At 34.7% G+C, this 15,657-nt stretch carries 20 protein-coding genes; all 20 read left to right on the top strand.

Translation table 11 applies throughout. The annotated features are described in order from the left end of the window. Positions 1 to 733 (top strand): hypothetical protein (locus V7014_RS14115; RefSeq protein ID WP_335508088.1); only part of this gene is annotated, 733 nt, incomplete at its 5' end. 181 nt (positions 734 to 914) lie between these two features. Further along, positions 915 to 1,457, top strand: coding sequence for a site-specific integrase (locus V7014_RS14110; RefSeq protein ID WP_335508087.1), 543 nt, complete (start codon positions 915 to 917; stop codon positions 1,455 to 1,457). A gap of 327 nt (positions 1,458 to 1,784) precedes the next feature. Further along, positions 1,785 to 2,627, top strand: coding sequence for a TIR domain-containing protein (locus V7014_RS14105; protein WP_335508086.1), 843 nt, complete (start codon positions 1,785 to 1,787; stop codon positions 2,625 to 2,627). Between the two features lie 102 nt (positions 2,628 to 2,729). Continuing rightward, positions 2,730 to 2,885 carry a hypothetical protein gene (locus V7014_RS14100; protein WP_335508085.1) on the top strand — a complete coding sequence of 52 codons (156 nt, stop codon included), beginning with the start codon at positions 2,730 to 2,732 and terminating at the stop codon, positions 2,883 to 2,885. Between the two features lie 34 nt (positions 2,886 to 2,919). Next, positions 2,920 to 3,075, top strand: a complete 156-nt coding sequence (locus V7014_RS14095) for a hypothetical protein (RefSeq protein WP_335508084.1) — start codon at positions 2,920 to 2,922, stop codon at positions 3,073 to 3,075. Further along, positions 3,047 to 3,436, top strand: a complete 390-nt coding sequence (locus V7014_RS14090; protein ID WP_335508083.1) for an HNH endonuclease — start codon at positions 3,047 to 3,049, stop codon at positions 3,434 to 3,436. Before V7014_RS14095 ends, V7014_RS14090 begins: the two co-directional genes overlap by 29 nt. A 202-nt stretch (positions 3,437 to 3,638) precedes the next feature. Then, positions 3,639 to 4,106, top strand: a complete 468-nt coding sequence (locus tag V7014_RS14085; protein WP_335508082.1) for a phage terminase small subunit P27 family — start codon at positions 3,639 to 3,641, stop codon at positions 4,104 to 4,106. After that, positions 4,103 to 5,833, top strand: a complete 1,731-nt coding sequence (locus V7014_RS14080; protein ID WP_335508081.1) for a terminase large subunit — start codon at positions 4,103 to 4,105, stop codon at positions 5,831 to 5,833. Before V7014_RS14085 ends, V7014_RS14080 begins: the two co-directional genes overlap by 4 nt. Positions 5,834 to 5,861: 28 nt before the next feature. Beyond that, complete coding sequence (locus V7014_RS14075; protein ID WP_335508080.1) at positions 5,862 to 7,166, top strand: phage portal protein; 1,305 nt, start codon at positions 5,862 to 5,864, stop codon at positions 7,164 to 7,166. Then, on the top strand, positions 7,112 to 7,912 hold the full coding sequence (locus V7014_RS14070; RefSeq protein WP_335508079.1) for a hypothetical protein: 801 nt from the start codon (positions 7,112 to 7,114) through the stop codon (positions 7,910 to 7,912). The genes V7014_RS14075 and V7014_RS14070 overlap by 55 nt, the downstream gene beginning before the upstream one ends. After that, positions 7,905 to 9,035: a phage major capsid protein gene (locus tag V7014_RS14065; protein ID WP_335508078.1), complete on the top strand. Its 1,131-nt coding sequence runs from the start codon at positions 7,905 to 7,907 to the stop codon at positions 9,033 to 9,035. Before V7014_RS14070 ends, V7014_RS14065 begins: the two co-directional genes overlap by 8 nt. A gap of 20 nt (positions 9,036 to 9,055) precedes the next feature. Beyond that, positions 9,056 to 9,352 (top strand): head-tail connector protein, encoded by a 297-nt coding sequence (locus V7014_RS14060; RefSeq protein ID WP_335508077.1) that lies wholly within the window; start codon positions 9,056 to 9,058, stop codon positions 9,350 to 9,352. Beyond that, a complete protein-coding gene (locus V7014_RS14055; RefSeq protein ID WP_335508076.1) occupies positions 9,342 to 9,650 on the top strand; it encodes a phage head closure protein in 309 nt (102 codons plus the stop codon). The genes V7014_RS14060 and V7014_RS14055 overlap by 11 nt, the downstream gene beginning before the upstream one ends. Continuing rightward, entirely contained in the window at positions 9,643 to 10,047 is a 405-nt protein-coding gene (locus V7014_RS14050) for an HK97 gp10 family phage protein (protein ID WP_335508075.1), read from the top strand. The genes V7014_RS14055 and V7014_RS14050 overlap by 8 nt, the downstream gene beginning before the upstream one ends. Continuing rightward, complete coding sequence (locus tag V7014_RS14045; RefSeq protein WP_335508074.1) at positions 10,037 to 10,357, top strand: hypothetical protein; 321 nt, start codon at positions 10,037 to 10,039, stop codon at positions 10,355 to 10,357. The genes V7014_RS14050 and V7014_RS14045 overlap by 11 nt, the downstream gene beginning before the upstream one ends. Beyond that, the gene (locus V7014_RS14040; protein WP_335508073.1) at positions 10,357 to 10,923 is read left to right on the top strand and encodes a hypothetical protein; all 567 of its coding nucleotides are present in this window, start codon (positions 10,357 to 10,359) and stop codon (positions 10,921 to 10,923) included. Before V7014_RS14045 ends, V7014_RS14040 begins: the two co-directional genes overlap by 1 nt. Before the next feature lie 69 nt (positions 10,924 to 10,992). Continuing rightward, on the top strand, positions 10,993 to 11,319 hold the full coding sequence (locus tag V7014_RS14035) for a hypothetical protein (protein WP_335508072.1): 327 nt from the start codon (positions 10,993 to 10,995) through the stop codon (positions 11,317 to 11,319). Positions 11,320 to 11,417: 98 nt separating this feature from the next. Then, complete coding sequence (locus tag V7014_RS14030) at positions 11,418 to 11,600, top strand: hypothetical protein (RefSeq protein ID WP_335508071.1); 183 nt, start codon at positions 11,418 to 11,420, stop codon at positions 11,598 to 11,600. Further along, positions 11,593 to 14,844 carry a DUF2207 domain-containing protein gene (locus V7014_RS14025; RefSeq protein WP_335508070.1) on the top strand — a complete coding sequence of 1,084 codons (3,252 nt, stop codon included), beginning with the start codon at positions 11,593 to 11,595 and terminating at the stop codon, positions 14,842 to 14,844. The genes V7014_RS14030 and V7014_RS14025 overlap by 8 nt, the downstream gene beginning before the upstream one ends. Next, positions 14,841 to 15,650, top strand: a complete 810-nt coding sequence (locus tag V7014_RS14020) for a phage tail family protein (RefSeq protein WP_335508069.1) — start codon at positions 14,841 to 14,843, stop codon at positions 15,648 to 15,650. Before V7014_RS14025 ends, V7014_RS14020 begins: the two co-directional genes overlap by 4 nt. Positions 15,651 to 15,657: the final 7 nt, after the last annotated feature.

Below are 15,657 nucleotides of genomic sequence, written 5' to 3'. Positions count from 1 at the left end.
CGATAGTAGTATAATTACATTCTGTGTAAGCGAAGAATATGCTCCAAATATAACGTCAGTAGATGATGAGAAAAATACATTTTCTCCTGAAGTTGCTCCGTATCTTAATACATTTTATTCTTTAGATTTACAGGAAAAAAGAATGTTAATACACCATAGGAACTATCCACCTTCTAATTTAGAAAAGCAAATAAACATGGTGAGAGCAGGATTGTTGCTGGAAGGGGCTTTTCAGGAAATTTACAATTCTCCTTTTAACTATATTAATACATCACGAGAATTTGATGATGAAGATTTTTTACGTGTTTTCAATAATAATAGAATTACTCTATTGAGGGTGAAACTCTATAATACAGGACGACGAATAATTGATGGTACGCAAATATTTGAGGATACTAACCTTAATGATTACTGGATACAAGGTTTTGATTCTGATAGTAGTGATACATATGAAATTACCCTAAAAGCTCCTGGGAAAAATGGTGAAGGTGATTTAAGAAATTCACCTATAGCAAAGAGTTTGATTAATATGGTAACTAAAGATATTTTAGAGTTAAATTATTGGGAAGATAATGAATCAAATAAAATGTCTCGAAGTGATGTGCAAAGGTTTAGAATAAGAGGAATAAATAAAGATACGGACCCTATTACAGCAATAGAGACAATAAAATCGGAAGTCTATAGGAGAAGGGCTGAAGTGAGAAGGTTCAGAGCAATTGAAGAAATGGTCTAATTAAAAATAAGACTGGTTTATTATTGTATTTTTCCCGTACGATTGCCACCTATATATAGGACATATTTTTTTATGTTACTAATAATAGGTGGGTAAGCCTATATATTCGATATTGAGGTGGTACTGATTTTAAATCGGTATCGCCTTTTTCTTATTGAATTGTTAAAGGAGTGAGATTCTTGTGAACTTTGTACAACCAATAAGAGATATGGAAAAAGTTGAAGCGATCAAGGCTCATTTCCAATCACAAAGTAGTAGGAATTACATGTTGTTCCTGATGGGAATTAATACCGGATTAAGAATTTCTGACATCCTTAAATTAAGAGTTCGTGATGTTAAAGATCAACACATCATTATCAGAGAGCAGAAAACGAAAAAGCAAAAGTGGATTAGAATTACTCCATCTCTTAAACGAGAGATTAAATTATATATTGAAGGTAAAGAAGATCATGAGTTTATTTTTAAAAGTAGAGAAGGAATTAACAAGCCTATTGGAAGAAGCATGGCTTATAAGATTCTTCAAGAAGCTGCAGTTAAATTCAAACTACGGGATATAGGCACTCATACAATGCGTAAAACATTTGGGTATCACTTTTACCAACAAACAAAAGATGTAGCCATGCTACAAGAGATTTTTAATCATAGTAGTCCAGATATTACATTAAGATATATCGGGGTCAATCAAGACAGTATGGATAAGGCAATGGCTAGCTTTAAGATTTAATATTTTTTTGCTTTTTAATTACTCATAAAAAATAGAGTGTCTAACTCATATTTAAAATGGTGTTGAAAGTATATGTATCAAGGGATTTCAGGGTCGATTCAGTTCAACACAATATAAGATATGGGTAATTCAGTCGATGATCATTTAGGGTTATAAAAATAAAAAGTATGAAGATTATAATTTTTATTCGAATATTAGTAAAAAAGATAATTTTATCTCATATATATAATTATATTTGAGTAATAATTTTAAGAAGGGTTTTGTCGTTTTATAGCGAATTTTATTAGGAGGTGATTTATTTTCGAAAAATGGAGTGATTATGGAAAAATGAAAGTGTTCTTAAGTTGGTCGGGAGATTTAAGTAAGGAGTTAGCAATAGCTTTTAGGGAATGGTTACCTTCAGTGATTCAAGTAGTAGATCCGTATGTCTCAGCTGAAGATATTAGGAAAGGAAATAGATGGAGTAGTGATATTGCTCGTGAGCTAGAACAATCATCATTCGGTCTTGTTTTTTTAACACCTGAGAACTTGGATGCTCCATGGATTCACTTTGAAGCTGGAGCTTTAACTAAAACTGTTGACAGATCCTTTGTATCACCATTCCTTTTTGGTGTGAAAAATTCTGATGTTAAAGGCCCTTTAACTCAATTTCAAACTACTACTTTTGATAAGGGAGAAATTCTGAAATTATTATTAGACATGAATAAATCAATAGAAGGAAATGCTTTAGATGAAGGAAGGTTAATAACAGTATTCGAAAAATGGTGGCCTGATTTAAATGATAAACTAAGTACATTATTAACCAAAATTAAGGATCAAGAGTCTGTTGAAAATAAACAACACTCAGAAACTAAAAGTGAAGAAGTATTAGAAGAATTATTGAAGTTAGCAAGATTACAACAGCAAGTTTTAAATAGTCCTGAACAGTTATTACCAGGAGATTATGTAAGACATATCCTTAGAGGGACTAAAAACTCAAATATTCATCCTGGTTTTATAAAGGATTTAGATTTGTTAAGGCAAGAGATGTTAGACGATGTGGAAGATTTAGTAACCGTTATTCCAGAGGAGCAAATGGAACAGGTTGATGCATTACGAGATAAAATAAATTCACTTAATAGGTACATTAATTACTTAAAGCGAAATAAAAATCGTTCGGGTGAGATTTAGATTTACTTCTTTCTTCTCTATATATCCAAATTAAATCTGAAAAGCATTCGTTAAATAACGAGTGCTTTTTATTATGCCTAAAAGGATGTAAACAAGATAAAAGTGAAAGACATTCTTAGTGACGATGCTAAAAAGAACCTTAAAGAAATTCGGTTATATGAGAAGCTTACTACTAGAGAATGGGAAGACATAATGGGTAAGAATCGTGATCGGTATGAAAGGTTATGGTGCAGTAAGAAGAAAGTAATTTGCTTGTAGAGGTCGTGAGCAACACAGTGAAAGGGTGATTAATATGAGTAATAAAGATGGTTTCAGCACTATCAAATTGGATTTCAGTAATAAGAAAATGATTAAGAAGCTCAATGTTATATCAAAACACAGAGCAGCATTAGCTAAAGAGCTAGAAGAGATTGATAAAGATGATATTGAAGTTATGTCGAAGATGTAAGAAGTCGATTGTATATCCTGCATCTTATTGCGATAGTTGTCATGCTATTGTTAAAGAAGAAAGAGAACAAGCTAAAGCAACAGCAAACAAGAAAGCGAATAGGAAGTACAATAGCAAGCGTGATCCTAAGTATATTAAGTTCTATCTGTCTACTGATTGGAAGATACTATCTGCTAAGTATATGAGTGATCATGATTATAAGTGTGAAGACTGTGGATCAATAGCAACTGAGGTCCATCATATCAAACCAATTCAAACAGAAGAAGGTTGGGAGCTTCGGTTATCATATGATAATCTACGTAATCAATGCGTTGAATGCCACAATAAAAAGCATAATCGCTTTCAACGAAGACGCTCATAGAAGCCCATACTTTCGATTTAAGAAGTTTTATATTCTTGAATGCTATGATGCTAATTCTGAATTTAAACACAACCTCGTTTAAGTCTGTAAAGGTAGGGGTGGGTTAAAAAGTTTTGACCATCTTGGGGATAACGATACAAGGGGAGGAAAACGTAGCAAAAACTCCCTAAATGAAATTTTTTCAATGGAAGGGGGAATTTGCATGGCTAGACCTAGACAGCCAATAGAATTAGTGGTTGCAAAAGGTAAGAAACACTTAACCAAGTCCGAAATTGAAGCAAGAAAAAAGCAGGAAGTTAAGGCGCCAAGTGATAACATTCGTGCTCCTTCATTTCTGAATGCAGCTCAAAAAAGGGAATTTAAAAAGATCGCTGCTCAATTAGTTGCTATAGGTATCATGAGTAATTTAGATTGTGATTCATTGGCCATGTATTTGAGAAATAAAGATGAATGGATCTTCTATGATACTAAGCTCAATGAATCTATTATGAATGAGGACCTAGAAATGATAGATTACTATCGAAAATGTAAAAAGGATGCATTTAAACAAGTGAGAGATTCTGCATCTGACTTAGGTTTAACAATAGCTTCTCGATGTAAATTAGTTGTCCCTACAAATAATGAAAATAGTACACCACCACAAAATAAATTTGCGAGATTTAATGCATGATTCTAGATCGAGCGACTGAATATGCTAGAAGAGTAGTAGCTGGTAAGGTGGTAGCTGGCAAACCTCATATTCAAGCGTGCCAAAGACATTTAAACGATTTAGAGAAAAGCTTTAATGATTCTGATTATCCTTTTTATTGGGATGTTGAAGCAGCTAATCGAATACTAGATTATGCTGAGACATTAACTATTGCTGAAGGTTCAGAGCCTAGACCATTAGAATTACATGATTTTCAATGTTTTGATTTAGGTGTACCGTTTGGATGGTTAAAAAAGTCTAATGACTGTAGACGTTTTAGACGTTTATATAAGAGTGTGGCTAGACAAAATGGTAAAACATTTGAGAATGGTATAAGGGGTTCTTATATAGCTGGTTTTAGTGGCTATAATTACGGTAAATTATTTACCGTTGCTACTAAGCATGCTCAAGCAAAGTTAGCCTGGGATGAAATTGCTAAGTTTATAAATGTAGATGATGATCTAACTGAATTGTTTAAGGTGCAGGAATACAAAACAGTTATTACTGCATTAACTACAAATTGTACAATCGAAGCTTTATCTAAAGAGCGTTCATTGGACGATGGATTTAGATCAATTTTTTCATCTGTGGATGAAATCCATCAACATAAAGACAACAGCATCTACAAAGCGATTTATAACGGAACAAGAGCACTCAAGGAAACATTAGTTTCTATGATTACAACAAGAGGAAATAATCTAAATAGCTTTTGTTACGAGATGGATTCATATTGTTTAAATATCCTTAACGGTACTGCTACTGCTGAGGATTTTTTTGTGGACATTTATTGTTTGGACAAAGAAGATGACATTTGGGATGAAAAGAATTGGATTAAATCTAACCCTTATTTAGCACGTACTGAAGGTGGAATGGAAACTCTTAGGACCGATGCTCAAACAGCAAAAGATATGGGCGGTATGGACTTACGAGATTTTCTTATCAAGTGTTTAAATATGTGGTCGCAAAATGCAGATAACCAATTCATTAATGTTGAAAAATGGAAAATATGCGGATCTAATCGTACTTTGGAAGATTTCAGAGGTCGTGATTGTTGGGTTGGGCTGGATTTATCATCTGGTGGAGATTTAACCACTTTAGCTTTAGAGTTTGAAGAACCTAACAACGAATATTATTTATATTCGCATTCATTCATGCCTCGTGGTCGATTAGAAGAACATGTAGAAACAGATTTAGCTCCGTATGACTTATGGGAAACCAAAGGGCTATTAACCGTTACAGGCGGAGTTATGGACTATAAAAACGATTATAAGTTTATCATTAAGCATTTAAAAGAAATCCAAGAGCGTTACAATCTCACATTCTTGGGGATTGGTTATGATCCACATAACGCTGATGGTATCTTATCTGATTTAGAAGAGTTTGGTTGTCCTTTACTTATGATTACTCAATCAGCTAGGTTCTTGAATGATGCAACAGTTGATGTGCAGCTTAGTTGTAAATCAGAAAAACTGGAGTATGACGAACAAAATGAACTTTTAACCTGGTCTTTTACCAATGCTAAAGTCGTTAAAAACTCTTTTGGTGAAATGAAAGTAGATAAAGAACCAAGAGCAAAACATAAACGAATTGATCCAGTAGATGCTGTTATTGATGCTCATACAATGATGTTAAAAACTCGTGAAGAACCAGCAGTTGATGTAGAAAACGAGATGGAAAAGTATCTTGAAATGATGGGATGGAAAAAGTAATGTATGCATCCTTGTAGGAGGTGAGAAAGTGAATGTGGTTAAACGATTTAGGATGAAAGTAGCTAGCTTCATCGGTGGTAAACAGGATATGTCATTGCAACAACTAGTAGAATTTCTAGGTATAAGTGGTGTGAATGATAAAGCTTTGTCTGAAGCTACTTATTTTGCATGTTTGAAAGTACTGAGTGAAGCAGTTGGTAAGCTCCCACTTAAATTACTTCAATACAATGATAAGAATGGTGTTGTAAATGCTAGAAAACATCATCTATATAACTTACTTAAAGACCGTCCGAATCCATATATGACATCGTCAACCTTTTGGAGTACTGTTGAATATAACAGAAATCACTATGGGAATGCCTATTGTTTAATTTCTGGGGCTGGTAGTAAGACTCAATTGTGGATTCTACCAAGTGATAAAGTACAGATATGGAATGATAATGTAGATTTATTTAAAGGCGGTAGAAATAAAATCTATTATATTTATAGCGGACCAAGCGGGATGTACAGATTTTCTTCAGAGGAAATTCTACATTTTAAAACCTCTCATACATTTGATGGAATTAATGGTGTTGCTGTTCAAGATCAGTTAAAGTTGACGATTCAAGGTAACAGTAAAGCACAGCGAATGCTTAATAGACTGTATGATAGTGGCTTTACGGCAAAAGCTGTTTTACAATACACAGGTTCACTTAGTGATGAAAATGCAAAGACATTTGCAAAGGGTATTGAGGATTATGCAAAGGGTAATATTGAAGGATTAGACGCGATTATCCCTATACCTTTAGGGGCTACACTTACACCTTTAAATGTGAAATTGACAGATGGTCAGTTCATTGAGGTGAAAAAGTATAGCGCTTTGCAAATCGCTTCTGCATTTGGTATCAAACCACAGCAAATAGGCGATTATGAAAAGTCGAGCTATGCGAGTGCTGAAGCGCAACAATTAAGTTTTTATGTGGATACACTTCTTTATATTATCAAACAGTATGAAGAAGAAATTACTTATAAGTTATTAAGCAAAGAGGAAATTGACAACGGACTGCATTTTAAATTTAATGTATCCGTTATTTTACGTGCTGATTTAAAAACACAAATTGAAACATTGGCACAAGCTGTCGCAAGTTTTATCTATACACCTAATGAAGCTAGAGCATTTTTAGACATGGAATCTAAAGAAGGCGGAGACAAATTATTAGGAAATGGCGCAAGTATACCGGTTGAACTAACTGGAACTCAATATACTAATAATCAGCAAGGGAAGGAGGAAGTGAAAGGATGGCTCAAAAACATAATTATAGAGACACTGAAGGAGATGAAACAAACAGCTTAATTATAAAAGCGGCCCAAGTTTCTGCTCAAGAAGTAACTACAAAAGAATTGAATCAGATTAATAAGTTAACACTTTCTCCATTAACAGCGGAGGAAGTTTTTACTTTTAAACTAGTAATGTGTGATAACGAGATTGATCGCGATTTCGAAGTTTTTCCGTTGAAAACGTTGCAAGGCTTACAAAAACTATATTTGGGCAAAACCGTTATCAAAGATCATAGACGTTCTGCTGATACACAAGTAGCCCGTATTTATTCGACAGAGCTTGTTCAAGATGGTGTGAAAATATCAAAAACAGGTGAATTATATACTCAATTAGTAGCTCATTGTTACATGTTGAATACAGATGCTAATAAAGATTTGATTGCTGAAATTAAGGGTGGTATTAAGAAAGAGGTATCGGTTGGGTGTGCAACAAATAAGGCGATTTGCTCAATCTGTGGTGTAGATAATAAGAAAGATTATTGTAGGCACTTCTGGGGGAAATCATACGAAGGAAAAACGTGTCATTTCTCTTTGGAAGATGCTAAAGATGCTTATGAAGTTAGCTTTGTAGCAGTTCCAGCACAACAAAATGCTGGTGTTACCAAGTCATACGGTGCTGATAAATTTAAAGAACAGCATAGTACTGAACAAACGAATAAACAAGGCAATGAAGATTCTACTCTTTTACGTATGAGAGCTGTAGAGTCTTTTCTTTTTGCACAAAAATCATTAGATAACATTGGAGGTACTGAGAATGAATAAAAAAATGAGAGAAACATTGGCTAAAATCGAGCAGAAACGTTTAATTGCAAAAGGGTTTATGGATGGCGAAACAAAGGATTTAGAAAAAGCAGGAGAGGCACTTGATGAAATCGATACTTTACAAAAGGAATTTGATTTAGAAAAACGGCTGTTTGAAGCAGAAAAAGACAATGTAGACGATGATGGAGTTCATAAGCAAATTAATAATCAAAAAGCCAGCGGATTTAAAGCTATTGCTAAATTGCTTACAAAAAAATCATTAAACGATACAGAAAAAGCACTTATTACAGGTGGTACAGATGGTGAAAATCTTTTAATTCCAGAAGATGTACGTGTTGCAATTATTGAATTGCGTAAACAGTATAAATCAGCGAAAGGATTAATCACAGTTATTCCTACAGAATCTACTAGCGGTTCATTTAACTTTGAAAAAGGTGAAGTTGTTGGTTTATCTGATTTTACTGATGGTGGAGATGTTGATGATACAGACCAACCAGGATTTGAAGCGAAGAAATTCAGTGTTGGATGGTTTGGTAAATTAATTCCAGTATCTCGAATACTAATGGGTGCAGAAAAAGCTGGATTACTAGCTTATATTAATCGTTGGTTTGTTAAAAATGCCATTGTAACGGAAAATAAAAAGATTTTTGCGGCTCTTGCTAAAGATAAAACAGCTAAAGCATTAAAAGGATGGAGGCCATTTAAATCATCTATTAATAAAGACCTTGATCCAGATGCATTAATTGACGCAATTATTATTACAAATCAAACTGGTTTTGACATTTTAGACAGTGAGGAAGACAAAGATGGAAAACCAGTTTTACAACCTAATCCTCAAAACGCAACACAAAAAATGTTTCAAAGCTTACCTATTCATGTTTTTAGTGATGCTCAACTACCGAATGTGAGCGGGAAAGCTCCTGTATTCTATGGTTCAACAATGGCTGGGGCATATTTTATTGATAAAGATTCATTGGAGTTTGCAGTGAGTGAACATGCTTTATTTGGTAAGAATCAAACAGCATTACGTGTGATTGAAGGGTTTGATGTTATTCAAGCGGATTCGGCAGCATACATTTATGGAACATTAGAACCTACGCCAGCATCAACAACAACTGCTTAACATGAAAGATGGTGGTTTAATTGCCAGTAACATATGAGGAAGCTAAAGATTATTTAGGAATAGACTTCGATGATGCTGCCACTCAAAGAAATATTGAACGACATATCAAAACAGCAGATAAATATTTTATTGGTTCATTAGGAGAAAATTATCCTAAAGATGATTCTAGAGTGAAAGATATGGCTTTAATAGTCATATCTGATCTCTACGATAACCATGATCTCAATGACAAGGTAAGTGGAAGTATTAGAAGATTAATAACCGATTTTTCATTGCAAATCAAAATGGAAATGAGGCGTGCTGAACATGGTGTTTAAGATACCGATTGAAATTTGGGAAATGGATGAAGACACTGAGGTTTGGTCCTTGCTGCTAAAATGCCATGCAAAGGTTAATAAAGCAAAAGGGTCCGAGTACATGGGTAGTGGGGCTGTTCAATCGAAAGTAGAAACTGTTTTTGAGGTTCGATATAACAAATTGGTTGCAGCAATTGAATTAAGTACACAATTATATCGCGTAAAATTTAATGGTGTGTTCTATGATGTGAAAGATTATGACGATTATATGTATTTGCATAAGACTGTAAAATTGTTAGGAGCTGGGCGCCGTGTCTAAAGGGAACTATACAGATGTTTCTGACTTAGCAGACGCAATCGCTAATGAATTGTCTAGATACAATAAAGAAATAACAGAAGGTATAAAGGAAAAAGTAGATAAAACGATGGAGCGTTTGGTCGAAAATACAAAAAAAGATGCTCCTGTTGGACGTAGAAAAGGGAAGTACAAGAAAGCTATTTCTAGCAGAGTTGTTTTTGATGGGCCACTACATCGTACGCAGCAATGGTATGTGAAAGCTCCTCATTATCGTTTAGCTCATTTATTGAATAATGGTCATGCTTTGCGTGACGGTGGACGTTATGAAGGCGATGGACACATAACAAAAAACGAAGAAAAGGCTATTGAAGAAATTGAAAGAGGTGTAGAGGAGGTTATAAGGGACAGTGGAAATTAAAGAATGGCTTGAATCAACAGGCTATAAAGTAAAAGAAGTTCGATTTTTAACACCTCCACCTTATCCATACATCATATTTTTCGATAACACAGAAACTAGGGGTGCAGATGAGGTCAACTTAGTCATCGATCACGAAATTTTTATCGAATTGTATAGTGAATCAATTGATAAAGTAGCAGAATCAAAAATTGAAGCTTTACTAGAAAAAAAAGCATATGAATATACCAAATCAAGAGATTGGATTGGAAGTGAATCACATTTTCAAACCATATACGAATTTGAATTTATTGAAAAGAGGAGGAATAATTAATGGAAACTGTTGAAAACAAAGACAAAATCACACTTGGTAGTGGGAAATTATTTTATATGGAATATACAGGAACAATCCCTGAAAACACAGCGATTGAAACCGAACAAAATCGATTAGGATATATATCAGGTGGTGCTACTTTAGAATATAAGCCTAGTTTTTATACGGCTAAAGATGATTTAGGGATGGTATCCAAAGAAATATTAACTGAAGAAGAAGTAACTTTTAAAAGTGGTGTTCTAACCTTTAATGGAAAAACATTAGCCATTTTAAGTTCCACTGCTCGTGTGACAGATGATTCGGAAACAGGAATTAGAACAGTAAAAATAGGTGGGGCTGGAAATCAGAATGGTAAATCATATGTAATTCATTTCTTGCATGAGGATCCTGCTGATGGAGATATTCGTGTAACTATCGTTGGAACAAACCAAGCTGGATTTACTCTTGCATTTGCCAAAGATAAAGAAACGATTATTGATGCTGAGTTTAAAGCGAAGCCGCATGATGATGAAGGTACTTTAATTAGATATCAAGAGGAGATTCCAGTTGTAACACCTGGAGGTTAATGAATTGAATATTTACCTAGAGCGAGGCCTTAGAGCCTCGTTTTTATTTTACTTTTAGGAGGATTATGTATGTCTACATTAGATTTTAATAAAGTGAACAAGAAACATTTAACAATTAAATTTACAGATGGTAAATCAATCATGGTTGGAACACCGACTAAGAGGCAGTTAGATTCATTGCTAGAAAATAAAGAGTTATTTACTAGTGGAAATGATCTAGGAAAAGAACAGTTAGCCCTCTTGTATGATATGTGTGCAGATTTAATGTCTCGTAACAAAGGCAGTGTTAAAATCACCAGTGATTATTTATCAGAGATGTTTGATCTAGAAGATGTAACAGTGTTCTTTGCTGAGTATATGAAATTTGTACAAGGAATATCTAATGTAAAAAACTAACGCTCCCTTACTATCCAATAGAGAATAGTGGGGGACATAATTATTCGGTAACAACACATTGGGAACATCTTGTATCTCAATATACTAGTATTTCAATTTTGGAAGTGGAGCAACTTGATTTTATCTATTATCTGCAATTAAGACGTGATGCCTTTATAGCGAAAATGAATAAAACCGAGCAAGGACAAGAATATTTAAATAACGCTTATAGAATCGAGCAAACAAAACCAGAAAGAAGCAAATTACGAGAACGATTTGGCAAGGAGGTGTCACATGGCTAAAGGTATCAAAGGTATTACAATAGAAATTGGTGGTAATACAGGTCCTTTGGACAAAGCACTCTCTGACGTTAATAAGAAAAGCCGAGATTTACAGGGTGAATTAAGGCAAGTTGAAAGATTATTAAAGTTTGATCCAGGGAATGCAGAACTTGTCGCACAGAAACAAGAAATATTAGCTAATCAGGTTGAAAATACATCAAATAAGTTAGAGACTTTAAGACAAGCTCAAGCCCAAGTCGAAGCACAATTCCAAAATGGTGATATTGGTGTTGAACAGTATAGGGCTTTTCAACGTGAAGTTATCTCAACAGAGAATACGCTTAATAAGCTAAAGAATCAGCTGAATAATACAGCAGAAGCACACAAGGAGATGGAGGACAAATCTCGTCAACTTGAAACTCTGCTTAAAGCAACTGATTTGAGTGCCGAACAATTATCAAGTACATTGGGAAGTGAACTTGTAAATGCGATTAAGAATGGTACGGCTTCAAGTAAACAACTTGATACAGCGATAGAGAAAATTGGACAAGCTGCATTAGGTGCAAGTATTGATCTAGATAAATTAAAAATTGCTTTAAAATCTGCAGACGATGGTGCATCTTTAAAATCTGTACGGAAAGACCTAGCAGAAGTTTCAAAAGAAGCACAAAAAGCTGGTGCTGATGTCAATGGATTTGGCATGGAACTACAAGACGTTGCAGCAGGTCTTGCAGCTGGTGGTGGTATTGCTGCTGCTATCAGTACAGCATTAGATACATCTACTTTAGATACGAAAATTGAAATATCTATGGAAGTACCTGAGTCCTCTCAACAATCAGTTAAGGAAGCAATAAATACTGTATCAGCTTATGGTGTAGATGCAGAAGCAGCATTAGAAGGTGTTCGAAGACAATGGGCACTTAATAAGGATGCTTCTGATGAATCAAATGCAGCAGTTGTGAAAGGTGCAGCTACAATAGCAACTGCTTATTCTGGAATAGATTTCAATGAATTAATTCAAGAGACAAATGAAATTGCTAGTGAATTAAAGATTTCCAACGAAGAAGCACTGGGGCTTACAGATTCACTTTTGAGAGTAGGATTTCCGCCAGAACAACTAGATATTATTGCAGAATATGGTGGACAACTTCAAAGAGCTGGATTTGACGCACAAGAAATTCAAGGTATTATGGCTGCTGGTATTGAGACTGGCACTTGGAATATAGATAATCTTTTGGATGGTCTTAAAGAGGGACGAATTCGTTTAGTTGAATTTGGCACGGAAGTCCCTAAGGCCATGCAGGATGTTTTAAAAGGTACAGAAATTTCGGCCCAACAAATGCAAGAATGGGGTCAAGCTGTTGCCAAAGGTGGCGAAGAAGGTTCTGCAGCGATGGTTGAAGTGGCCAAAGCTTTAATGAATGTGGAAGACCAAACAAAGCGGAACGAATTAGGTGTTGCTATATTCGGTACGATGTATGAAGATCAAGGACAAAACATCATTGATACTTTACTTAATGCAAAAGGTGCAACTGTGGATTTAAAGACTAGTCAAGACGAATTGAATGAATCTACATCGAAATTAGATAAAGATCCTACAGTAACAATGAGAAAAGCATTTGCGGATTTAAAGGTTGCGATGGAACCTATACTTACTACTATTGCAGAGGTAATAGCTAAAATTGCTGAATGGGTGTCGAACAACCCTAAATTGGCAGCTACTATCACTGCTGTTGTAATGGCGATTGGAACCTTAGTTAGTATAGGTATTGCTTTGTCTCCCGTCTTTCTCGCAATAACAGCGGCCGCAACACCATTAATGGCTGGTATAGCTGGGATTGCGCTTCCGATTGCCGGTGTAATCGCTGCTATATCTGCACTCATAGCTATAGGAATAGCCCTCTATAAAAACTGGGATGAAATAAAAGAATATGCATCTATAGCATGGGAAGCCATAAAAAGTACCATATCAGCTGCATGGGAAGCGATTAAGTCAGTTACATCTTCCATGTGGGAAAGCATTACATCATTTTTAAGTGGAGCATGGGAAGGAATAGTGTCACTTTGTAGTTCGATATGGGAAGGAATAAAGGCATTTTTTTCATCAACATGGGAAGGTATTAAATCCACTACAGAAAGTGTTTGGAATGGGATTAGCTCCTTCTTATCAGGAATGTGGGAAGGGATTAAGTCCATTGCTGTAACAATTTGGGATGGAATTAAATTGTATTTCACAACAGTCTTAAATGCATATAAGCTGTTGTTTACTACTATATGGAATGCGATAAAGACTGTAGTAGAAACAGTTTGGAATGCTATGAAGATGTCTGCAACAACAATATGGGAAGGTATTAAAACTTTCTTTACTAGCACACTTAATGCTATAAAGACAACGTTCACGACAATTTGGAATGCTATCAAATCTGTAGTAGAAACAGTTTGGAATGGATTAAAAACATCTGCAACAACAATTTGGAATGGAATAAAAGCATTTTTTACATCTACACTGAATGCTATAAAAAGCACATTTACAACTATTTGGAATGGTATCAAAACTACTGTACTGAATGTATGGAACACATTGAAAAGTTCAGCTACATCAATATGGAATAGCATTAAGTCTTCTTTAACATCCATTTTAAACTCCATAAAATCAACATTTACTAGCATATGGAACAGTATTAAATCTACTGTTACATCTGTAACAAATGCAATGAAAACCACTATTAATAGTGTGTGGAACAGTATTAAATCGACAACAACATCGATATGGAACAGTATTAAAAATGCTATTTCAAAACCCATAAATGCTGCAAAAGATGCTGTAAACACAGCAATAGAAAAGATCAAAGATATTATGGATTTTGATTGGAAATTACCAAAATTAAAACTTCCTCATTTTAGTATTAGTGGTGATTTTAGTTTGAAACCTCCATCTGTGCCTAAAATTGGTGTAGATTGGTACGACAAAGGTGGTATTTTCTATGGTCCGCAAATTATTGGGGTTGGTGAAAAACGTCCTGAGTTTGTTGGGGCACTTGAAGACTTACATGCTATTGTAAAAGGTGCTATGAGTGAGGTTGTCATTGGTAACATGACAGGTGCGACTCGTTCTAATATAACGAACAATACACCGATTAATGTTGTTTTAAACTATCAAGGCAATACGCCGATTCAAGATGCGATGGAAATGGTAGATATAGTAGAGCTAGAATTAAATCATAGATACAATTCACGTTTAAGAATGAGTGGTGTAAAAAAATGATTTGCATAGAAACTCTTGAAGGTGTGAGGTATGATCTTGCTAGTATCGGATTAATACCTTTAAATTTTACTCCAAGTTCACCTTCACCAAAACATTTTACAGAAGAAATCGAAGGTCGTAACGGTTACTTAGATTTAGGTACTACATTTGGAGGTAGAACAATAAGGGTAAAATTCTTACTTGAAGGGAAAGATATATATGATTATTTTTTGCTTATAGCTGAAGTGTTTAAGTTGTTTGATGCGCGAACAACTTTCTTCCTTATAAATAAGTATGAACCGGGAAAACGTTGGAGGGTTAAAACATCTACAATGTATACACCAGACAGATTGAATCCTTTGTCTGCAGCTGTAGACATTGAATTTAAATCGTCTTCAACGTTTTGCGAGTCATATGGTACAACACTTAACCCATTTACCTTTGATTCTGAACTATGGCAAGTGGGACAAGGTGTTATATCAGAAGATTTAGTGTATGTGCACAATACATCATCATTTAGAATTTGGAATGGCTCAGATATTGAAATAGATCCAAGAGAGTTACCATTACTAATAAAATACCAAGGTGTTTCAGATAGATTAACTATCAAAAATCTAAGCACAGGTGATGATTGGTCCTATAGTGGTACAAGTAGTATAAATGATACGATTACATTAGATGGCGTAAAGTCGTTAAAAAATGGTCAAAGCATACTTAAGAGTACGAATAAAAAGTTAATAACACTCAAACCAGGGTGGAATGATTTTGAACTAACGGGAGCTAGTGATTTTCTTATCACTTTTGACTTCCGTTTTTATTATTTCTAAGGCGGTG

It is taken from the genome of Bacillus sp. JJ722, from assembly GCF_036963345.1.
Classification (GTDB): Bacteria; Bacillota; Bacilli; order Bacillales; family DSM-1321; genus Bacillus_AD.
The sequence above is the reverse complement of the archived record's forward strand: the minus strand, read 5'-3'. Positions and strand labels throughout refer to the sequence as shown.

What these genes read in the sequence shown, in the direction of transcription:
- V7014_RS14095 (WP_335508084.1), top strand. Translation starts at nt 2,920, where the DNA reads ATGAGTAATAAAGATGGTTTCAGCACTATCAAATTGGATTTCAGTAAT.
- V7014_RS14040 (WP_335508073.1), top strand. Translation starts at nt 10,357, where the DNA reads ATGGAAACTGTTGAAAACAAAGACAAAATCACACTTGGTAGTGGGAAA.
- V7014_RS14085 (WP_335508082.1), top strand. Translation starts at nt 3,639, where the DNA reads ATGGCTAGACCTAGACAGCCAATAGAATTAGTGGTTGCAAAAGGTAAG.
- V7014_RS14070 (WP_335508079.1), top strand. Translation starts at nt 7,112, where the DNA reads ATGGCTCAAAAACATAATTATAGAGACACTGAAGGAGATGAAACAAAC.
- V7014_RS14080 (WP_335508081.1), top strand. Translation starts at nt 4,103, where the DNA reads ATGATTCTAGATCGAGCGACTGAATATGCTAGAAGAGTAGTAGCTGGT.
- V7014_RS14090 (WP_335508083.1), top strand. Translation starts at nt 3,047, where the DNA reads ATGATATTGAAGTTATGTCGAAGATGTAAGAAGTCGATTGTATATCCT.
- V7014_RS14055 (WP_335508076.1), top strand. Translation starts at nt 9,342, where the DNA reads ATGGTGTTTAAGATACCGATTGAAATTTGGGAAATGGATGAAGACACT.
- V7014_RS14025 (WP_335508070.1), top strand. Translation starts at nt 11,593, where the DNA reads ATGGCTAAAGGTATCAAAGGTATTACAATAGAAATTGGTGGTAATACA.
- V7014_RS14065 (WP_335508078.1), top strand. Translation starts at nt 7,905, where the DNA reads ATGAATAAAAAAATGAGAGAAACATTGGCTAAAATCGAGCAGAAACGT.
- V7014_RS14035 (WP_335508072.1), top strand. Translation starts at nt 10,993, where the DNA reads ATGTCTACATTAGATTTTAATAAAGTGAACAAGAAACATTTAACAATT.
- V7014_RS14105 (WP_335508086.1), top strand. Translation starts at nt 1,785, where the DNA reads ATGAAAGTGTTCTTAAGTTGGTCGGGAGATTTAAGTAAGGAGTTAGCA.
- V7014_RS14020 (WP_335508069.1), top strand. Translation starts at nt 14,841, where the DNA reads ATGATTTGCATAGAAACTCTTGAAGGTGTGAGGTATGATCTTGCTAGT.